Source organism: Vreelandella sulfidaeris Esulfide1, from assembly GCF_054072535.1.
The window spans coordinates 3,282,723-3,301,985 of record NZ_CM133364.1; the positions used below are offsets into that span (position 1 = coordinate 3,282,723).

At 57.3% G+C, this 19,263-nt stretch carries 16 protein-coding genes; 5 read left to right on the forward strand and 11 right to left on the reverse strand.

The features are described 5' to 3' along the window. Nucleotides 1-47: 47 nt before the first annotated feature. Nucleotides 48-740 carry a glutathione S-transferase family protein gene (locus tag ACW44H_RS15300; protein WP_457505408.1) on the reverse strand — a complete coding sequence of 231 codons (693 nt, stop codon included), beginning with the start codon at nt 738-740 and terminating at the stop codon, nt 48-50. Between the two features lie 389 nt (nt 741-1,129). Here ACW44H_RS15300 and ACW44H_RS15305 point away from each other — a divergent pair, with 389 nt between their 5' ends. Beyond that, on the forward strand, nt 1,130-2,821 hold the full coding sequence (locus ACW44H_RS15305) for an L-lactate permease (RefSeq protein ID WP_113269062.1): 1,692 nt from the start codon (nt 1,130-1,132) through the stop codon (nt 2,819-2,821). A gap of 93 nt (nt 2,822-2,914) precedes the next feature. On the opposite strand, the gene ACW44H_RS15310 is transcribed toward ACW44H_RS15305, so the two are convergent. From ACW44H_RS15310 to ACW44H_RS15350, 9 genes are all read right to left on the reverse strand, one after another. Next, nucleotides 2,915-3,439, reverse strand: coding sequence for a gamma carbonic anhydrase family protein (locus ACW44H_RS15310; protein WP_457505410.1), 525 nt, complete (start codon nt 3,437-3,439; stop codon nt 2,915-2,917). A gap of 34 nt (nt 3,440-3,473) precedes the next feature. After that, entirely contained in the window at nt 3,474-6,476 is a 3,003-nt protein-coding gene (locus ACW44H_RS15315; protein ID WP_457505411.1) for an FAD-binding and (Fe-S)-binding domain-containing protein, read from the reverse strand. 18 nt (nt 6,477-6,494) lie between these two features. Continuing rightward, nucleotides 6,495-7,706 carry a pyridoxal-phosphate-dependent aminotransferase family protein gene (locus tag ACW44H_RS15320; RefSeq protein WP_457505413.1) on the reverse strand — a complete coding sequence of 404 codons (1,212 nt, stop codon included), beginning with the start codon at nt 7,704-7,706 and terminating at the stop codon, nt 6,495-6,497. Between the two features lie 62 nt (nt 7,707-7,768). Then, a complete protein-coding gene (locus ACW44H_RS15325) occupies nt 7,769-8,956 on the reverse strand; it encodes a CaiB/BaiF CoA transferase family protein (protein ID WP_113269058.1) in 1,188 nt (395 codons plus the stop codon). 24 nt (nt 8,957-8,980) lie between these two features. After that, the gene (locus ACW44H_RS15330; protein ID WP_457505414.1) at nt 8,981-9,766 is read right to left on the reverse strand and encodes an enoyl-CoA hydratase/isomerase family protein; all 786 of its coding nucleotides are present in this window, start codon (nt 9,764-9,766) and stop codon (nt 8,981-8,983) included. A gap of 29 nt (nt 9,767-9,795) precedes the next feature. Continuing rightward, nucleotides 9,796-11,076 (reverse strand): TRAP transporter large permease, encoded by a 1,281-nt coding sequence (locus ACW44H_RS15335; protein WP_457505416.1) that lies wholly within the window; start codon nt 11,074-11,076, stop codon nt 9,796-9,798. Beyond that, nucleotides 11,073-11,582, reverse strand: coding sequence for a TRAP transporter small permease (locus ACW44H_RS15340; RefSeq protein ID WP_206604545.1), 510 nt, complete (start codon nt 11,580-11,582; stop codon nt 11,073-11,075). Before ACW44H_RS15340 ends, ACW44H_RS15335 begins: the two co-directional genes overlap by 4 nt. 95 nt (nt 11,583-11,677) lie before the next feature. Further along, nucleotides 11,678-12,664: a TRAP transporter substrate-binding protein gene (locus ACW44H_RS15345; protein ID WP_457505417.1), complete on the reverse strand. Its 987-nt coding sequence runs from the start codon at nt 12,662-12,664 to the stop codon at nt 11,678-11,680. 332 nt (nt 12,665-12,996) lie between these two features. Further along, nucleotides 12,997-13,461, reverse strand: a complete 465-nt coding sequence (locus ACW44H_RS15350; protein ID WP_113269236.1) for a GlcG/HbpS family heme-binding protein — start codon at nt 13,459-13,461, stop codon at nt 12,997-12,999. Nucleotides 13,462-13,671: 210 nt separating this feature from the next. Between ACW44H_RS15350 and ACW44H_RS15355 the strand changes: the two genes are divergently transcribed. Continuing rightward, complete coding sequence (locus tag ACW44H_RS15355; protein ID WP_457505418.1) at nt 13,672-14,355, forward strand: GntR family transcriptional regulator; 684 nt, start codon at nt 13,672-13,674, stop codon at nt 14,353-14,355. Nucleotides 14,356-14,360: 5 nt separating this feature from the next. On the opposite strand, the gene glcC is transcribed toward ACW44H_RS15355, so the two are convergent. Continuing rightward, on the reverse strand, nt 14,361-15,140 hold the full coding sequence (glcC, locus tag ACW44H_RS15360) for a transcriptional regulator GlcC (RefSeq protein WP_113269053.1): 780 nt from the start codon (nt 15,138-15,140) through the stop codon (nt 14,361-14,363). A gap of 202 nt (nt 15,141-15,342) precedes the next feature. Here glcC and glcD point away from each other — a divergent pair, with 202 nt between their 5' ends. Genes glcD through glcF form a run of 3 tightly spaced genes read left to right on the forward strand, consistent with a single transcriptional unit; the run spans nt 15,343 to nt 19,247 of the window. Next, nucleotides 15,343-16,842: a glycolate oxidase subunit GlcD gene (gene glcD / locus ACW44H_RS15365; RefSeq protein WP_457505420.1), complete on the forward strand. Its 1,500-nt coding sequence runs from the start codon at nt 15,343-15,345 to the stop codon at nt 16,840-16,842. 51 nt (nt 16,843-16,893) lie between these two features. Further along, on the forward strand, nt 16,894-17,994 hold the full coding sequence (glcE, locus tag ACW44H_RS15370) for a glycolate oxidase subunit GlcE (RefSeq protein ID WP_457505421.1): 1,101 nt from the start codon (nt 16,894-16,896) through the stop codon (nt 17,992-17,994). Between the two features lie 14 nt (nt 17,995-18,008). Further along, nucleotides 18,009-19,247, forward strand: coding sequence for a glycolate oxidase subunit GlcF (glcF, locus tag ACW44H_RS15375; RefSeq protein WP_457505423.1), 1,239 nt, complete (start codon nt 18,009-18,011; stop codon nt 19,245-19,247). Nucleotides 19,248-19,263: the final 16 nt, after the last annotated feature.

The following is a 19,263-nucleotide window of genomic DNA, read 5'->3' on the forward strand; positions in this document are numbered from 1 at the left end:
CAATACAGCAGGCGGTACGTAAGTGTACCGCCTCTAGTAGATATATCTTATATATCTATTACTGTCAGGGCGTTGCTTGCAGCGCCATCGTGAGCGCTGAGCATACGCTGGAACCACTCATCCACCGGATCTCCGGGTTCAACGACCGCCTGCGTGGATACGACGTGTGCCCACATCATGCTGCCAAACAACAGGTAATCTGAGCCAGCGGGTGCATCGCCATCTAAAAAAGCACTCTCGCGCAGCAGGTCGCGCACGGGGGCTAATACCTGCTTGAGTTGCTGCTTGCCCTGTTCGGGTTGGTGGAATTCTTCCAATGTACAGCCAAACCTCGCTTCACGGGTTTCGCGGAAATAGTCGCGGTCGTCTGGGTGTACCGCGGCGAACAGATCCATACCGATAATGCGGAACAGCGCCGGGGTCACGCTGCGTTCTACAAAGTACTTAAACAGTAAAACCCGCTGATAGCTGACGCCTTCACCTAGCATGGGTGCGTCGGGATACGTTTTATCCAGATAGCGCATGATCTCAAAGCTGTCGGTGACTACCTGATCGCCGTCGCAAAGCACCGGGACTTTGTCGTAATCGGCAAACGCCAACGCTTGTTTGTCGAGGAATCGCCACGCCACGCTGGTGTATTCCAGCCCTTTATGAGCAAGCGCCATGCGCACGCGCCAGCAATAAGGAGAAAAGCGCAGCCGTTCGTCTCGTCCACATAGGTCATAGAGCTTTATTGCCATCACTACCGCCTTCTAGTTGAGAGCATCGTTGCGAAAAATGATTGGTAAAAAAGAGCTTAGAGCTTTTTTACACACTTTGGATAGCTAAACAATGAGCCCAAGAAACCAACCGTGCAAGAGAGGCTTCTTAGCACTGTCTATTAGTCTAATGGGCCAGCGTTACACTCACCTTAATAAAATTCTTACAATTCATTTAAAATCAACACCTTAAATAAAAACAGCTAGCGCAAACACACGTTCTAAACAAGCGCTGCTTTGGTAAGACCAATTTTCCAATGTAGTCATATTGTTAGCCAAACCGTATCTTTCACCTACACCCGACTGGCGATACAAAAAGCCAGACGGTTATTGCGGAGCATACCAAATCAATAACAAGGGCAGTTCCTTCCATGAATGAAACGATACTTGCACTTCTAGCCTTCTTGCCGCTGTTGCTGGCCGGTATTTTACTCATAGGGTTTAAAATACCTGCCAAGATAGCGATGCCGATTGTCTTTCTGACGGCGGCTATTATTGGCTTAACCGCCTGGGATATGTCCTTTAGCCGAGTGGCAGCGTCGACCATCCAAGGTTTGATTCAAACCGCTGGTCTTCTCTGGATCATCTTTGGCGCTATCTTGCTGCTCAATACGCTTAAGCACTCCGGCGGCATTACGGCTATTCGTAACGGCTTTTCAGGCATCAGCCCTGACCGCCGCGTACAAGCGTTGATTGTTGCTTGGCTGTTTGGCTGCTTTATCGAAGGGGCTTCTGGCTTCGGTACGCCCGCCGCTGTTGCGGCACCGCTGATGGTCGCCCTCGGCTTCCCAGCACTTGCGGCGGTGGTCGTGGGTATGATGATTCAATCAACGCCAGTCTCCTTCGGCGCGGTGGGCACGCCTATCGTGGTCGGCGTTGGTAGCGGCTTGGATCGCGCCGGTATCAGCGCTGAGCTTGATTCGGTAGGCTCTAGCTGGGATGTATTCTTCCAGATGGTAACCAGCGAAGTGGCGATCACTCACGGTATCGTGGGTATCTTAATGCCGCTGATTCTGGTCACTGTGATGGTGCGCTTCTTCGGTGCCAACCGCTCCTGGAAAGAAGGACTATCGATTACCCCTTTCGCCATTTTTACCGGCATCTGCTTCGTAGTGCCTTACATGCTGGTGGGCGTGCTGCTGGGGCCTGAATTCCCGTCGATGATTGGCGCCATGGTGGGCTTGGCGATTGTTGTTCCGGCAGCCAAACGCGGCTTCCTGATGCCTAAAGATACCTGGGACTTCCCTGAATCCTCTTCTTGGCCAGACGAGTGGATCGGTAACCTGCAAATCAAGCTTGATGACGTTGTCGGCAGAGCGCCAATGTCCACCTTCAAAGGCTGGGTACCCTATGTATTGCTGGCGCTGTTCCTGGTGGCTTCGCGCACTATTGAACCGCTGCGCGTGGCGCTGACCTCGATCAACCTCAGTTGGACCAATATTCTGGGTGAAGCGGGCGTCAGCGGCGGTGTACAGCCGCTCTACCTACCGGGCGGCATCATCCTGGCCGTAGTCATCGTGACCTACTTCCTGCACCGCATGAACCCGCAAAAAATCAGTGCCGCGGTATCGGAATCGACCAAAACCATTTTTGGCGCGGGCTTCGTGTTGATCTTTACCGTGCCGATGGTACGTATCCTGATCAACTCGGGCGTTAACGGCGCGGATCTTGTCTCGATGCCGGTCATGATGGCCCAAGCAGTCGCTGATAGCGTAGGCGGCATTTATCCATTCTTTGCTCCAGCGGTCGGGGCGATGGGGGCCTTTATTGCAGGCTCCAACACGGTGTCCAACCTGATGCTGGCGGAATTCCAATTCAGCGTTGCTGAGACACTGGGGCTTTCCACCGCCATGATGGTAGCGCTGCAGGCAGTTGGTGCGGCAGCGGGTAATATGATCGCTATCCATAACGTCGTAGCCGCATCAGCGACGGTGGGTCTGCTCGGTCGCGAAGGCGCGACTATCCGTAAAACGATTCTGCCCACGCTCTACTACCTCGTCTTTACCGGCATCATCGCCCTGATTGCGTTCTACGTGATTGGCGTGACCGATCCGTTAATGTAATGAAGTAGCACTGGCGGTAATAACGACGCTAGAAACGTAAACCCCCAGGCCAAGGCCTGGGGGTTTGCTATTGAGCACCGCTGGATTTACGCGTTAATCGATACGCTTTAGCTGCTGGCTGTGCAGCTTGCCGCGCTCCACGTAGCTTTGAGCATTCTTCTTCAGCCCCGCCACGACTTCTTCGGAAAGCTCGCGCACGACCTTGGCAGGCGAGCCAACGATTAATGAGTTAGCCGGAAATACCGCGCCCTCCTTAATAAAGGCGCCGGCGCCTACCAGACTATTCTCGCCAATCACCGCGCCATTGAGCACCACGGCCTGAATGCCGATTAAACAGCCGTCTCCAATAGTGCAGCCATGCAGCATCGCCTGATGCCCCACCGTCACGCCATTACCAACCTTGAGCGGAAAGCCTGGGTCAGCGTGCAGCACGGCACCATCCTGAATATTGCTCTCTTCGCCTACTTCAAGGTGGTCGGTATCCCCGCGTAACACGGCTTGATACCAGACGCTTGAGCGCGCCTTTAACGTCACCTGGCCGATCACATCGGCCGTTTCCGCAATGTAGACATCCTCGTGAACCGCTGGACGATGCTCGCCATATTGGTAAAGTGCCACGTTACCCTCCTGGGTTGTTATTGGTGTTCCGCCTTCAGGCTAGCGCTTGTTCCAGCAATCGAGCAACGTGAATCGCTTCGCGACCACTGCCATCGTGAATCTGATGGCGACAGCTAGTGCCATCGGCAATCAATACGGCATTGCTATCCGCGTTGCGAATCGTCGGTAGCAGCGAGAGTTCCGCCATTTTCAGCGAGGCGTCGTAGTGCTCCGCTTCATAGCCAAAGCTACCCGCCATGCCACAGCAGGAAGACTCGATAGTCTCGACGGTGAGATCAGGAATCCAGCCCAGCACTTGCTCCACGGGACGCAGCGCATCGAAGGCTTTTTGATGGCAGTGACCATGCAGCATCGCACGCTCGTAGTTCAGCGGCTTGAGTTCAAGGGGCAACTGGTCTTCAGCACGCGCCTTAACCAGAAACTCCTCAAACAGGTAGGCCGATGCCGACAGTGCCTTCGCCTCTTCCCCAAAGCCGTACTGCAGAAATTCATCGCGCATGCTGAGCAGGCAGGAGGGTTCTAACCCAACGACTGCCACGCCGCGCTCGACAAACGGCATCAGATGCTCAAGGGTCCGTTTGGCCTCCGCCTTGGCTTTATCAAACTGACCGGAAGAGAGGTAGGTGCGCCCACAGCAGAGTGGCCGCTGCCCTTTGGTCACATTGAGATGCACACGGTAGCCTGCCGCTTCCAGCACCCGCTTGGCGGCTTTGGCGTTATCGCCTTCCATGTAGTTATTGAAGGTATCCACAAACAGCAACACTTCGCGCGTTGTTGTGGCTGGCTGCTGAGACGCTTCGGCGCTGGCGAGGAAATTACCGTTGAACACCGGCAGCGAGCGCTGGGGCGCCAGCTTTAACGCCTGCTTGATCTGTTTCGCCAGAAACGGCACGCGTTCTACGCCGTTCACCAGCGCGGAAAATTTGCTGGCCCAGGGCGCGTAGCGAGGCATTTCGCCCACCATACGATCCCGCAGCGATAACCCGTTCACGCGGGCGCGCGCGGTGCGGGCTTCAATCTTGAACTTCGCCATATCGACGCCGGTGGGGCAATCCCGTTTGCAGCCTTTGCACGACACGCAGAGATCCAGCGCTTCTTTCACATCGTCGCTGGCCAGCCCTTCATCACCCAACTGACCCGAGAGTACCAGCCGCAGCGTATTGGCCCGGCCACGGGTAAGGTGTTGCTCCTCTTTGGTCACGCGGAAACTGGGGCACATCGTACCTGCATCAAACTTACGGCAGTGGCCGTTGTTGTTGCACATCTCGACCGCCATGGCTAGGCCATGGGTGGCATCGCCGCCGGTACCGGGGGACGACTGCTCGCCGGTGAGCGGGTCGCGCTTCACGTTCCAGGCGGACCAGTCGAAGACCGGTATCAGCGGAATGGTGGTATAGCTCTTGGGGAAGCGGAAATAGCGCTCGTCGTCCATTTTAGGGGTATCGACGATTTTGCCCGGGTTGAACAGATTTTCCGGGTCAAACAGCTGCTTGATGTCGCGGAAGGCGTTATTGACGGTTTCGCCAAACTGCCACGCCACCCACTCACCGCGGCAGATGCCGTCGCCGTGTTCGCCGGAGTAGGCGCCTTTGTATTCGCGCACCAACGCGGAGGCCAGCTCGGCGATTTCGCGCATTTTTTCTGCGCCATCCCGGCGCATATCGAGAATTGGCCGCACGTGCAGCGTGCCGACACCGGCGTGGGCATACCAGGTACCTTCAGTGCCGTAGCGGTTGAATACCTCGGTGAGTTTGTCGGTGTACTCGGCCAGGTGCTCTAGGGGTACCGCGCAATCTTCTATAAAGGAGACTGGCTTACCGTCACCCTTCATGCTCATCATGATATTGAGCCCGGCCTTGCGCACATTCCACAGCGCTTTCTGCTCGGCGGCTTCGGGCATATCCACCACGCTGCCCGGCAGGCCTAAATCACCCATCAGCTCATTGAGCCCGCGCAGCGCGTCAAGCTGTTTGGCGTGGTCGTGACCGGCAAACTCTACCAGCAAAATCGCCTCGGGCTTGCCAATCAGCGCTTTCTCTATGACCGGTCGGAACGCCGGGTTCTCAAGCGATAGCTCGATCATGGTGCGGTCAACCAGCTCCACCGCCGTGGGGCCGAGCTTGACGATATGCTGGGTGAAATCCATGGCCTGATAAAAGGTCGGGAAATTCACCACCCCCAGCACCTTCTGCTCAGGCAGCGGTGACAGCCTGAGCTTGATGCGCTGACTCACCCCAAGCGTGCCTTCCGAGCCCACCAGCAGATGGGCCAGGTTGGCGCGACCGCCCGGATCATAGGGCATCGGGTTCTGGCAATCGAACAGATCCAGATTGTAGCCACCCACCCGGCGCAGCACTTTGGGAAAGTGGTCGCGAATTTCCGGGCCCACCCGCTCGGCAATCGCCCTCACCTGTTGCGCAAGGCGCTGCTCCTGTGAGCCCTCCGCGAAGCGGTCAACGAAGCCAAAACTCGCCGCGCTGCCGTCGGCCAGTAGCGCGTCCACGCCCAGCACGTTGTGCACCATGTTGCCGTAGTAGATCGACCGCGACCCGCAGGAGTTATTGCCCGCCATCCCGCCGATGGTGCACTGGGCGCTGGTGGAAACATCCACCGGGTACCACAGCCCATGAGGTTTGAGCCAGGCGTTGAGATGATCGAGCACGATACCCGGCTCAACCACGACAGTGCGCGCCTCGGCATCGAATTCCACCACCTGATTGAGCCAACGGGTGGTGTCGATGACCAGCGCTTCGCCGACGGTCTGGCCGCACTGGCTGGTGCCCGCGCCGCGGACCAAAATCGGCACCTTGGCATCACGGGCAATATCCAACGCTATTTTCAGATCTTCCTGATGGCGCGGAATGACCACGCCCACCGGGGTCACTTGATAAATAGAAGCGTCGGTTGCATAACGCCCCCGAGTGGCCCGATCAAACAGCACCTCGCCGGCCATCTCTCGGGATAACCGCTCGGCGAGTTCGCCGAGCGGTTTAATCTTGGCATTACGGGGCGGGTGTTGGTTCGTCAGAGACGTCATGTGGCTCTCCCCCGTCGTTTAGCGTTCGTCTGCGTTAAGCGGGTTGGCAGCAAAGTAGTCCAAAGCAGCCGTTACGCCGCTGCCTTTAAGGCTAACGCCGGATAGCTTCATACCCGCTTCACAGCCGCCCAGCGTGGCAATCAGCGTCAGATCGTTGCAGTCGCCCAGATGACCGATGCGGAACATCTTGCCTTTGGCCTTGCCCAACCCCATGCCCAGAGAAAGGTCGAAACGCTCATAGATGATCTTGCGCACCGCATCTGCGTCCACGCCTTCGGGCATCACCACACCGGTGAGTACCGGCGAGTAAACCGAAGGATCCTGGCATTGGATTTCCAGCCCCCACGCCTCTACCGCCGCGCGCACACCGGCTGCCCAGCGCTGATGGCGGGCCAGCACATGATCCATGCCTTCATCCAGCAGCATATCCAGCGCTTCATTGAGGCCATAAAGCAGGTTCGTGCTGGGTGTGTAGGGCCAGTAGCCATTTTTGTTGGCTTCAAGAATCTCGTCCCAGGCCCAGAAGCTTTTCGGCAGTTTTGCCTGCTTGCTGACCTCGATGGCTTTGAGGGAGAGCGCGTTAAAGCTGATGCCCGGCGGCAGCATCAGGCCCTTCTGCGAGCCAGAAACCGTGACATCGACGCCCCACTCGTCGTGGCGATAGTCGGCGCTGGCCAGGCCGGAAATGGTATCGACAATCAGCAGCGCGGGATGGCCCGCCGCGTCGATGGCTTGTCGTACCGCGGCAATATCACTGGTCACGCCGGTCGAGGTTTCGTTATGCACCACACAGACCGCTTTAAGCTCGTGGAGGGTATCCTCTTTCAGACGCGCTTCGATCATGTCGGCCTGCACACCATGGCGCCAACCTTCGTAGCCTGGCAGGCCCAAGAACTCAGGTTGGATGTCCAAACGCAGAGCCATTTTGTGCCACAGCGTGGCGAAGTGGCCGGTCTCGAACATCAACACTTTATCGCCGGGTGACATAGTATTGGCCAGCGCCGCTTCCCAGGCACCGGTGCCTGACGCCGGGTAAATAATTACTGGGTTCTCGGTCTTGAAGACTTTTTTAACCTTGCCCAGAAGTTCAAGCCCTAACGCACCGAACTCGGGCCCGCGGTGGTCGATAGTCGGCAGGCTCATGGCGCGCAGGATACGATCCGGCACCGGCGAGGGGCCGGGTATCTGCAGGAAGTGGCGGCCGGACGGATGGAAATCGAGCTTCAACATGATGATCTCTCCATAAACAGTTTTGTACTTATGATAAAGAATTCAAAATACGCCAAAAAAAACTACTTGATACATCCTTCCGCCCGCAGGGTTTCCCGCTGCTCGGAAGAGACGCCCAGGGTATTGAGTACTTCATCGGTATGCTGGCCGAACAGCGGGGCTGGGCTGCGAATCTGCGAGGGCGTAAGCGAGAATTTGCTTGGAAAACCGATGGTCTTCATCTTGCCGATTACCGGGTGATCCATTTCCTGCACCATGCCGCGCGCCAAGTAATGCTCGTCCTGCATGGCCTGGGCAAAGTTGTTGATCGGGCCAGCCGGCACGCCCGCCTTGTCGCAAAGTTCGAGCCAATGGTTCATGTCCTGGGCAACCATGATCGCCTCCAACACCGCTTCGAGCTCCTCGACATGCTGACCACGGTCAAAATTGGTCAGGAACCGAGGCTCCGCCATCAGGTCAGGACGCGCTAGCACGTCCTGGCAGAAACGCTCCCAGGTACGCTGGTTGGCGCAGCCCAGCATGATATAGCCGTCCCTAGCCTTGACCGCCTGATAGGGTGCCGATACGCGATGTCGCCAGCCGGTGGGCTCGGGTAGCGTGCCTTCACCGAAATAGGCCGCCGCCTCCCAGGCAAACCAGGGCAGTCCGCACTCTGTAATGGCGATATCGATGTGCTGGCCTTCGCCGCTGTTGGTCTTGTGGATATAGGCCGCGAGGATCGAATACACCGCGGTAATTCCGGCACCGATGTCGTAGACGGCGATGCCGGTCTTGAGCGGGCGCCTCCCCTTCTCGCCGGTCATCGACATCAAGCCGGTCATGCCCTGGGCCACCAGGTCGAAGCCACCGCGATGGCTGTAGGGGCCTGACTGACCGTAGCCGGAAATCGAGCAGTAGATGATGCCGGGATTGATCGCCTTGATGGTGTCGTAGTCGATCGCAAGCGACTTGGTAACGCCGGTGCGGTAGTTCTCGACGATGACATCGGCATCCCTGGCCAGGCGATAGAATATCTCTCTGGCCCGCTCATCCTTCAGGTTGAGCGAGATGCTCTTCTTGTTGCGATTGATCTGCGAAAAGCAGGTCGATTCGTCGTTGATGTAGGGGCCCATCTGACGGCTGTCATCACCGCCCTGGACCTTCTCGACCTTGGTGACATCCGCACCCATGTCGGCCAGCACCATGGTGCAATAAGGCCCGGCCATGATCTGCGAGATATCCAGCACTTTCACGTTCTGTAATGGCAGCATTGGCTGACTTCCTCTCTGGATGGCTTAACGACCCGACCATTCGAAAGACGTTTTGTTGACGAACTTGTCGACGGCTGCCTTGAAGTCATCGCTCATGTAGCAGGTGGTGACCCAGTCGTTGCCCTCCTCCAATGACGCCCGACGCTGCGACTGCACGCGCCCCACCAGCGCCTTGCTGGCCTGGAGCGTCAGCGGTGCACGCCTTGCGAACTCATCAGCGATCGCCGTGACCTCGGTGACGATGGTATCGGGCGCGAAAACCTGGTTGACCAGTCCCACCTGGTAAGCTTCGTCGGCGGTCAACAGCTTCGCCTGCATCAGGATTTCCTTGGTGCGCGCGACACCCACCATGTCGATCAGCCGCGACACATTGGTGATCGACAGCGTGTTGCCCAGGGTCTTGGCGATCGGCACGCCAAATTTAAGCGACGGCGTGCAATAGCGAAAATCGCAGGCCATGGCCATCGCCGCCCCCCCACCAACACAGAAACCCTCGATCATGGCGATTGTCGGCTTGTTGAGCGTCTCGAGGCCGCTCACCACTCGCTCGATGCGTTGCTCGTAATCGAGGGCGTCCTGGGGTTTGGTAAAGTGGCTGAACTGAGTAATGTCGGTCCCTGCCACGAAGGCTTCTCCACCGACACCATGCAGCACCACGGCATGCACGCTGTTGTCCTCAGCCAGCTGCGCACAGCTGGCTTCCAGGGCGTTGTACATATCCCACGTCATGGCGTTGCGACTCGCGGGGCGGCTGAAGCCGATCCAGGCGAGGTTACCCTCGCGCCGGAAAATCAGCGACTCGTCGGACATAAGCGTGTCCTCCTAAAAATTTGTCTGGCTTACCGGTAGAACAGCTCCACCAGGCCCATGGGGAAGATTGGCACGTAGGTCACCAGCATCAGCAGCACGAACAGCAGGATGACGAACGGCACATTGGCCTTAGACACATCCCAGATATCCGCCTTGGCGACCGAGCAGGCGGTCATCAGAACGCTGGCCACGGGGGGCGTCTGCTGTCCGATCGCCAGGTTAAGCGTCACGATCATGCCGAAGTGGACGGGATCGATGCCGACCATCATCACTAGCGGCATGACGATGGGCACGGTAAGAATGATCGCCGCCGCCGAGTGGAGGATCATGCCGATCAACAGCAAGAAGATGTTGAGCAGTGCCAGGACCATGTACTTATTGCTGGTGAAGTCGCCGATCATCGCCGCCAGCATCTGCGGCAGCTGGGCACGAGTGAGGAAGTCACCGAGCAGGGCAGAGCTTGCCACCAGCAACATGACCACGGCAGTCTGAACACCGCCATCGACCATGGCCGCACGCAGCTTCTTCCAGCGCAGCTCGCCATAGCGGAAACTGATCAGCAGCGACGCCAGTACCGCCAGCGCAGCGCCTTCGGTCGCGGTCATGAAGCCACCGAAGATGCCGCCCAGGATGATCATCGGCAGCAAGAAGGCAAGGCCGGCCGCCTTGAAGGTGGTCCACACCCGGCTCAGCTTGAAGGCCTGCTCCACTGGGAAGTTGTAGCGAACCGCGAAGTACCAGGCGAGCACCATCATCAATAGCCCGCCGACCACACCGGGTACGATACCGGCGACGAAGAGCTGCACCACCGAGGTGTCGGCCATAGCGGCATAAAGGATCATCGGGATCGAGGGCGGAATGATGATCGCGAGCGACGCCGAGGAAGACGTGATGGCAGCGGCGAACGGCGCAGGATAGCCCTTGCGCTTCATTTCCGGAATAAGGATGGAGCCAAGCGCCGCCACGTCGGCCACCGCAGACCCGGAGATCTCGGCAAAGAACAGCGAAGTGCCGACGTTGACCATGGCCAGGCCGCCACGAACGAAACCGAGTAGCGCGGAGGCGAAGTCAATCAGCCGTCGGGAGATGCCGCCGGTATTCATGATAGCGCCGGCCAGCACGAACAATGGAATGGCGATCAGCGGAAACTTGGTCGCCCCCTCGAACAGCACTAGCGGAAAGCCAAGTAGACTGTTCGTGCCTTGCAGCACCAACATAGCGACGATGGAGACCGCTCCCAAGGCCACCGCGATGGGGATGTTAATGAAGATCATGGCCAGGCCGGCCAGCAGGATCAAAGCCGTCGTCATTGCAATTCCTCCACGATATCCTGCTCTGAGGGTGGTTTACGACCTTCCCAGGCTTCGCGCAGAATGTCCGGCAGATTAAGTAGCTCGGCGATGACATAAAGCGCCGCGCCAATGGGAATGGTGGACTGGGTCACCGCTATGGGAATGGGCACGCTGACCAGGGTAGAGCTACCGAGAACGCCGATAATGTAGACGCCGTAGATGGCGAGCAGCACAAAGAAGGTGATGATGATGGCTTCGCCAAGTACGACCATCGCCATGCGTACGGCCCGTGGACGCGAATAGACGAAACCGGGGACGCTGATGTGGGCGCGCTTGAGTGCGGCAAGGGCGGCACCGTAGTAGGTCACCCACGCCAACATCACGGCGGCGACCTCGTCATACCACCCCAGGGAATTGCCGGTATAGCGGAAGCTGACACCGAGCAGCACGACCACCGTCAGTGCCACCACCAGAAACATGGTAATGACCTCGAGCAGCCACTCGAAGCCGGATCGAAGTTTCAAAAGGGACATTGAAGCCACTCCATCGAGCAGAGGAAGAACCGCCCGGCCAGGGCGGTCCATGGATCGGTTCAGAGGGATTGAGACTGCAGTGAAATTCAGTCTTCCTCACCGAGCTCCAACACGCGGTCGACCAGGTCGCCGCCACCTTCCACTTCCTCGTCGAAGCGTTCATAGACAGGGCCACTGGCATCGATGAAGGCCTGCTTGTCAGCCTCGTTAATCTCCATGCCGGCCTCTTCCATCGCACCGAGGAGCTCCTCATCCTGCTTGGCGGCCGTATCGTAGACGAAGTCCTGGACCTCCTGAGCGGTTTCCTCTAGCACGTCACGCACGTCTTCCGGCAGGTCCTCCCAGTGGCTCTTGGATACCACCACATAGGCAGGCGTGTAGACGTGATTGGTCATGGAGAGGTAGTCCTGCACCTCCTGGAACTTCTGGGAATGGATCTGCACCAGGGGATTTTCCTGTCCGTCCATGGTGCCGGTCTGCAGCGCGGTAAAGACTTCCGAGAGCGCCATAGGTGAAGGGTTAGCACCGTATTCCTCGAACATGCGCACCCGCCACGCGCCTGCTGGGGTCCGCAGCTTCAAACCATCCAGATCTTCGGGGGTATTGATGGGCCGCTCGTTGTTAGTGATCTGGCGGAAGCCATTCTCCCAGACGGCGAGGATCTTGTAGCCTTCCTCCTCAACCAGCGGATAGAGATCTGGTTCGATAACCTCCTCGATGACGCGCTTCATGTGGTCGCGATCCTGGATCAGATAGGGCATCTCGAACAGACCGAACTCATCCACCACTGAGGACATCACCGTGGAGGGCAGCGTAAAGGTCAGCTGGCCGAGCTTGAGCTTCTGCATCATGGAGTTGTCGCCGCCTAGCTGGCTCGAACCGTAGGCCTGTACCTTGTAGTCGTCACCCAGTCGCTCGTTGGCCCGCTCGGCGAATTCATTCACGGACATATCGAACAACGAACCGGGATTGCCCACGTGACCGAACTGCAACTCGGTCTGAGCCATGCCGAGCCCCGGCGTCAGGCTCACTGCTAATGAGGCGGTTACGAATGCGGTCTTGATCTTTTTCATTGGATACTCCAGTGCTGGCTTGTTGTTGTTGTGCACGCGCTGCCCAGGCCAGTGCCCCTTCGAGATAATCTGCGTATCGCAGCGATCGCCTGGGAGAGGCGCGACGACGAACGATTCGTCTCCCACCCTCTGGTGAAACGTCAAATCAGGTCGCCATACGCTCAAGTTGAATTCAAAATGCAGAATTAGGTATTAAACTTTAGTATCGACAAGAAAATTACGCTGCAACAGCCTGTTTCTTAAGGAACAAAAAAAGAGCATCCGAATAAAAAAAACGGGCAGTGACTTTATTAGCCATCTGCCCGCCTGGGATTGATGATGTTGTGGCTAACTTACTCGCCCGGCTCAAGCCCCCAATTCAGTCCCGCCCGCTCGATACCGGCAATCGCAGCCTGCTGATCCTCGTCTGATGACGCGCCGCTTACCCCCACCGCTCCAATGACACAGTGCTGGCTATTGAGGATGGGAACACCACCCGCCACCACTACAAAATGCCCCTGGGAAGCCGCTGCCACGCTGGCAACAAACGCCGTGCGCTCGGCATTACGGGCGCCACTTACCCCGCTGGCAACACCGATGCCCAACGAGGCATAGGCTTTTCCCTGCGCAACCGGAAACCGCAATGGCGCGCAGCCATCTTCACGCTCTGCGGCGATCACATGGCCACCGCCGTCTAGCACAATGATGGTTATCGGCGGTAGTTTTGCTTCGCGCGCCTGCGCCATGGCACCATCGATGATCTTTCTGCCCTCTTCTCGGGTGAGCTGTACGCTGCAGTGAAATACTTGTCCGGCCATAGGGGTTACCTTTGTTGTTGTCAGCACGTTGATAGGGTGGTTAGCAATGGTGGACAAAAGCATCACCAAAGGAATATTGAATTCATAATTACTTTTGCAGATCATATCAACAATAGCCACTCTACAAAGATGGCATCGTGCTCACATTGAACTAGGTGGTCTGGGTAGCTTGGCAGGCAACCAAGCGAGCCACTGACAAGGAACTGACAAATGACAAAGATCTTGCAACGCAATTTATATCGCGAAGTGGCCGATAGGATTGGCGACCTGATTGAGCACGGCGAGCTGGCACCCGGTGAACGGATCTCTGAAAAACAGTTATGTGATCGCTTTGGGGTTTCACGTACGCCGCTGCGCGAAGCGCTGAAAGTGCTCGCCACCGAAGGGCTAATTGAACTGCTGCCCAATCGCGGCGCGCGGGTGGTGCGGCTCACCTTGAAAAACGTCAAAGATACCTACGACCTGATGGCCGCGCTGGAAGGGCTATCGGGGGAGCTTGCCTGCCAGTACATTAGCGACTCGGAAATAGCGGCCATTCGGCAGTTGCACAACACGATGCTGGAACACTACCGTAATCGCGATTTAATGCCCTATTTCCAGGTCAATAGGCAAATTCACGAAAGCATTCTGGCGGCGTCCAACAACGATGTACTACAGGAAATGTATAGCAATCTAAGCCAGCGCGTTAAGCGGGTGCGCTACTCGAAGCAGATGACTGAGCGCTACTGGAGCCAGGCGGTAAAAGACCATGAAAATATGATGGCCGCCCTTGAGAAGCGCGACAGCCAACTGCTCGGCCAAATTTTACGTGACCACCTGTGCAATAAGATTGAAGTAGCTACCTTAGCGGGCGTGATTGACACCGAAGACGATAAAAGTGTGGCCAACAGCTAACTCAGTTATTGCCATTCCTCAAGACGCATAGAGGATCGCTCCAGCCGATCATGCTCTACCTCCAGATCACGCAGCAGTTGGCTAATGCTGGAGAGATGCTCTAGCGCCACCTGTTTTGCTTGCTCCGCATTGCCGCTAACCACGGCATCGTGCAGTTGAGCATGTTGCTGATTGATCATCGCCCGTGGCGCTGGCAAGTGGTAAAGGTGCTTGACCGAGGCAAATACCGAACTCAGCAATAAATCGGTCAGACTTTGCAGCGTGTGTACCAACACTGGGTTATGCGACGCCTGGGAAACCGCCAAATGAAAGGCGTGATCAAATCTAGCCAGGCGCTCGACATCGATCGGTTCGGCGGTTTCCGCATAGTCGGCCATTTCGCGATAACGGCGGGTGATCAGTACCCGATCGGCGGAGGTACCTCTACTTGCAGCCAACCACGCCGACTCACCTTCTAATAGAGCACGCACTTCTAATAGATCAAACAGGGTGCGAGGGTGGTCTTTAAACAGATGCATCAATGGGCTTTGATTGCCTACGGGTAGCAGCGTAGCGACTGTCGACCCATGGCCCTGCCGGGTATCGATAATTCCCTTGCTGCGCAGAATTCGTAAGCCTTCACGCAGCGACGCGCGGGATACGCTGAGCCGATCACACAGTCTCCGCTCCGAGGGAAGCAACTGACCAGGGCGGAAAACGCCGTCAAGAATGAGGCGTTCAAGCCGTTTGGCTACCTGCTCCGGCATCCGCTGCCCCGGCATCAACGCTTGATTCTCCTCTGACATGACTTTCTCCCGCTTAGCTGTCGAGCAAGCTTGCCACTACTCGCTGAAGAAGACATCCATATCGACCAATTACTGGTCAGACCAATGCACCACCATCTAGACAGGCGTGCAAAAAAAGCCCAAATTGGGGCCATGTTAGCTGGGCGATATGTGCGAAATTTTTCAACGTTGCCTTTAAAGATAATAAGCATGGGATGTCGTGATGAATATCCTCTTTGATGAGCGCCTGGACGGCGAATTGGTCCAGCGAGATAAAAGCGAGGTCTTGAGCGACCTGCAGCAAGCCGTTCCTGATATGACACTGCTGCACCGTGAAGAAGACCTACGCCCTTTTGAGTGCGATGGCTTGGCTGCCTATCGCGTACTGCCGATGCTGGTGGCGCTGCCTGAAACCCTGGAGCAGGTAAAAGGGCTGCTCAAGCGCTGTCATGCGCTGGGCGTTCCCGTGGTCACCCGCGGCGCGGGTACCGGCCTTTCTGGTGGCGCCCTGCCGTTGGAGCAAGGCGTACTGCTGGTCATGTCACGCTTTAACCAAATTCTGAGTGTGGACCCTGATGCCCGCATGGCGCGAGTTCAGCCCGGCGTGCGCAATCTGGCGATTTCCGAGGCCGCCGCGCCTTATGGACTCTATTATGCCCCGGATCCCTCATCACAAATTGCCTGCTCGATCGGCGGTAACGTGGCTGAAAATGCCGGCGGCGTGCACTGCTTAAAATATGGCCTAACGGTGCATAACGTGATGCGGGTGGACGTACTCACCATCGAGGGCGAAACCATGACACTGGGCGCCGAGTCACTCGATGCGCCCGGTTTCGACCTATTAGCCCTGATGAATGGCTCTGAAGGCATGCTCGGCGTGGTCACCGAAATTACCGTTAAGCTGCTGCCCAAACCGGAAACCGCCAAAGTGCTGATGGCTAGCTTCGACGATGTCGAAAAAGCCGGCCGAGCAGTGGGCGATATCATCGCGGCGGGGATTATTCCCGGTGGGTTGGAGATGATGGATAAGCTCGCCATCAAAGCCGCCGAGGATTTTGTCAAAGCGGGTTACCCACTCGACGCCGAAGCCATTCTGCTCTGCGAGCTGGATGGCGTTGAGGCCGATGTGGACGACGATTGCGATACCGTGCGCCGCGTGTTGGAAAAAGCCGGAGCCACCAATATTCAGCAGGCCCGCGACGAAGCCGAGCGCGCCAAGTTCTGGGCCGGGCGAAAGAACGCCTTCCCGGCGGTCGGCCGTATGTCACCCGACTATTACTGCATGGACGGTACCATTCCTCGCCGCGAACTCCCGCGCGTACTGAAAGGCATCGCTGCGCTTTCCGAGGAGAGCGGCCTGGCGGTTGCCAATGTATTCCACGCTGGCGACGGCAACATGCATCCGCTGATCCTTTTTGATGCCAATAAAGAAGGCCAACTGGCGCTCGCAGAAGACGTGGGCGGCAAGATTCTTGAGCTTTGTGTGGCGGCAGGCGGTTCGATTACCGGCGAGCACGGTGTTGGGCGGGAAAAAATCAATCAGATGTGCAGCCAGTTCCAGCCGGATGAAATCAGCGTTTTCCATGCCCTGAAAGCGGCATTCGATCCCAAGCGTCTGCTTAACCCCGGCAAGAATATTCCTACGCTGGCGCGCTGCGCCGAATTTGGCGCCATGCACGTTCACAATAACGAACTGCCGCACCCGGATCTGCCCCGTTTTTAACAGTGACCTGGCCAAGATAACCGCTAGGCAAAATAAATATTGGAATAGACCATGACCGAATTAGCGATGCATGCCGCCGACCGCGATATCGCTGACACGCTGTGTGAACAGGTGCGTAGTGCGTATGACGCACGCACGCCGCTACGTATTGTAGGCGGCGATACCCGCGCTTTTTATGGCCGACCGGTGGAAGGCCAAGCGCTGCAGATAGCCGAACACAGCGGCATTGTCAGCTACGATCCGGTGGAACTGATTGTCACCGTACGCGCTGGAACGCGGCTGAGTGCGCTTCAAGCGGCGCTGGCGGAGAACCATCAGATGCTGGGGTTTGAACCACCCGTGTTTGGTGAGCAAAGCACCATTGGTGGCGCGGTGGCGACCGGCCTTTCTGGCCCACGTCGCCCCTGGGCGGGGGCAGCGCGTGATTTTGTGCTCGGTACCCGGGTGATCACCCAAGAAGGCAAGCTGCTGCGTTTCGGTGGCGAAGTGATGAAGAATGTCGCTGGTTACGACCTTTCGCGCATGATGGCTGGCGCTCAGGGCACACTCGGGGTACTGACCGATATTTCGTTTAAAGTGCTGCCTATTCCCAACGCCACGCACAGCCTGCGTTTATCGCTCAACCTCAGCGATGCGCTCAACAAGCTTGCCGAGTTGGGTCGTCAGCCGTTACCGATCACGGCGGCAGCTTGGTATAACGGCGAGCTCTTTCTGCGTTTAGAGGGCGGCAAAAGTTCTGTCAGTGCGACCCAGGCTCGATTAGGCGGCGAGCCGCTTGATGCCAGTTTCTGGACGTCACTGCGCGACCATCGCCACGCCTTTTTCCAGCGCCAAGAGGGCCAAGCACTGTGGCGGCTATCGCTGCCGCCCAATACTACCCCGCTGAACCTGGATATTGCCGAGAGCGATATATTCTACGACTGGGCGGGGTGTCAGCGCTGGGTAAAAACAACGCTGGATGCTGATACGCTGCGCGCTGCCTGCAAAGCGGTGGGTGGCCATGCCACCTGTTACACACCCCATGCCCAGGGCGGCGCCGTCGAGCCTTTCACACCGCTGAACCCAGTAGTGGAAAAATATCATCGTAACTTAAAGGCGGAGCTGGATGCCCATGGCATATTCAATCCCGGTCGTCTTTATGCGGCGTTTTAATCAGGAGAGCTGACATGCAAACGCACTTTACCGATGCCGACCGTCAGAAGCCGCACATTCAGGAAGCAGAGAGCATTTTGCGCACCTGCGTTCACTGCGGCTTCTGTAACGCCACCTGCCCCACCTACCAACTGTTGGGCGATGAGCGCGATGGCCCTCGCGGGCGCATCTATTTAATGAAGGAGCTGCTGGAGAGCCGCGACGATGACGACCAGGTCACCGAAGAGACTCGCCTGCACCTTGACCGCTGCCTCACTTGCCTTAACTGCGAAACCACCTGCCCTTCCGGCGTGGAGTACCACAAACTGCTCAACATAGGCCGTGCCGAAATTGAGCGCCGCGTCCCTCGCCCGGCAGGCGAACGGGCGCAGCGCTATGCGCTGCGTAGGATGATGGTCGAACCGAAACGCTTTCAGGCGCTGCTAAAGCTGGGGCAAACCTTTAAACCGCTAGTGCCCGGCAAGCTGCGCAATAAAATGCCGGCGGCCCCAGTAGACGCAGGCGCGCGCCCTGATGCACAACGCCACAGCCGGCAAGTATTAATTCTGGAAGGTTGTGTACAGCCAGGGCTTTCACCGAACACAAATGCTGCCACCGCGCGGATTTTGGATAGACTCGGCATTGGCGTGACGCCGGTAGCCGAAGCTGGCTGCTGTGGCGCGGTTGATTTTCACCTCAACGCCCAGGACGATGGACGGGCGCGTATGCGCGCCAATATCGACGCTTGGTGGCCGTATATCGAACAAGGCGCTGAAGCCATCGTTCAAACCGCTAGCGGTTGCGGCGCCTTTGTTAAAGAGTACGGTTATATGCTCAAGGATGACCCCGATTACGCCGTGAAAGCGCAAAGGGTCAGCGCCCTGGCCAAGGACATTGTCGAAATTTTGCGCGATGAGCCGCTAGATACGTTAAACGTTAAAGCATCTGAACGGCTAGCTTTTCACTGCCCCTGTACGCTGCAGCACGCTCAAAAGCTTAACGGTGCGGTCGAAGGCATACTGAGCAAGCTCGGTTTTGCGTTAACACCAGTGCAGGATGCGCATCTTTGCTGCGGTTCGGCAGGCACCTATTCCATCACTCAACCTGAACTTGCTACCCAACTGCGAGACAATAAGTTAAATGCCCTGGAAGCAGGTCAGCCAGACGTGATTGTCACCGCTAATATCGGCTGTCAGACCCACTTGGCCGGCGCCAACCGAACGCCGGTGCGCCATTGGGTGGAAATCGTCGATGCGGCACTTCCTGGCGCTTAATGATCACTACTTAACC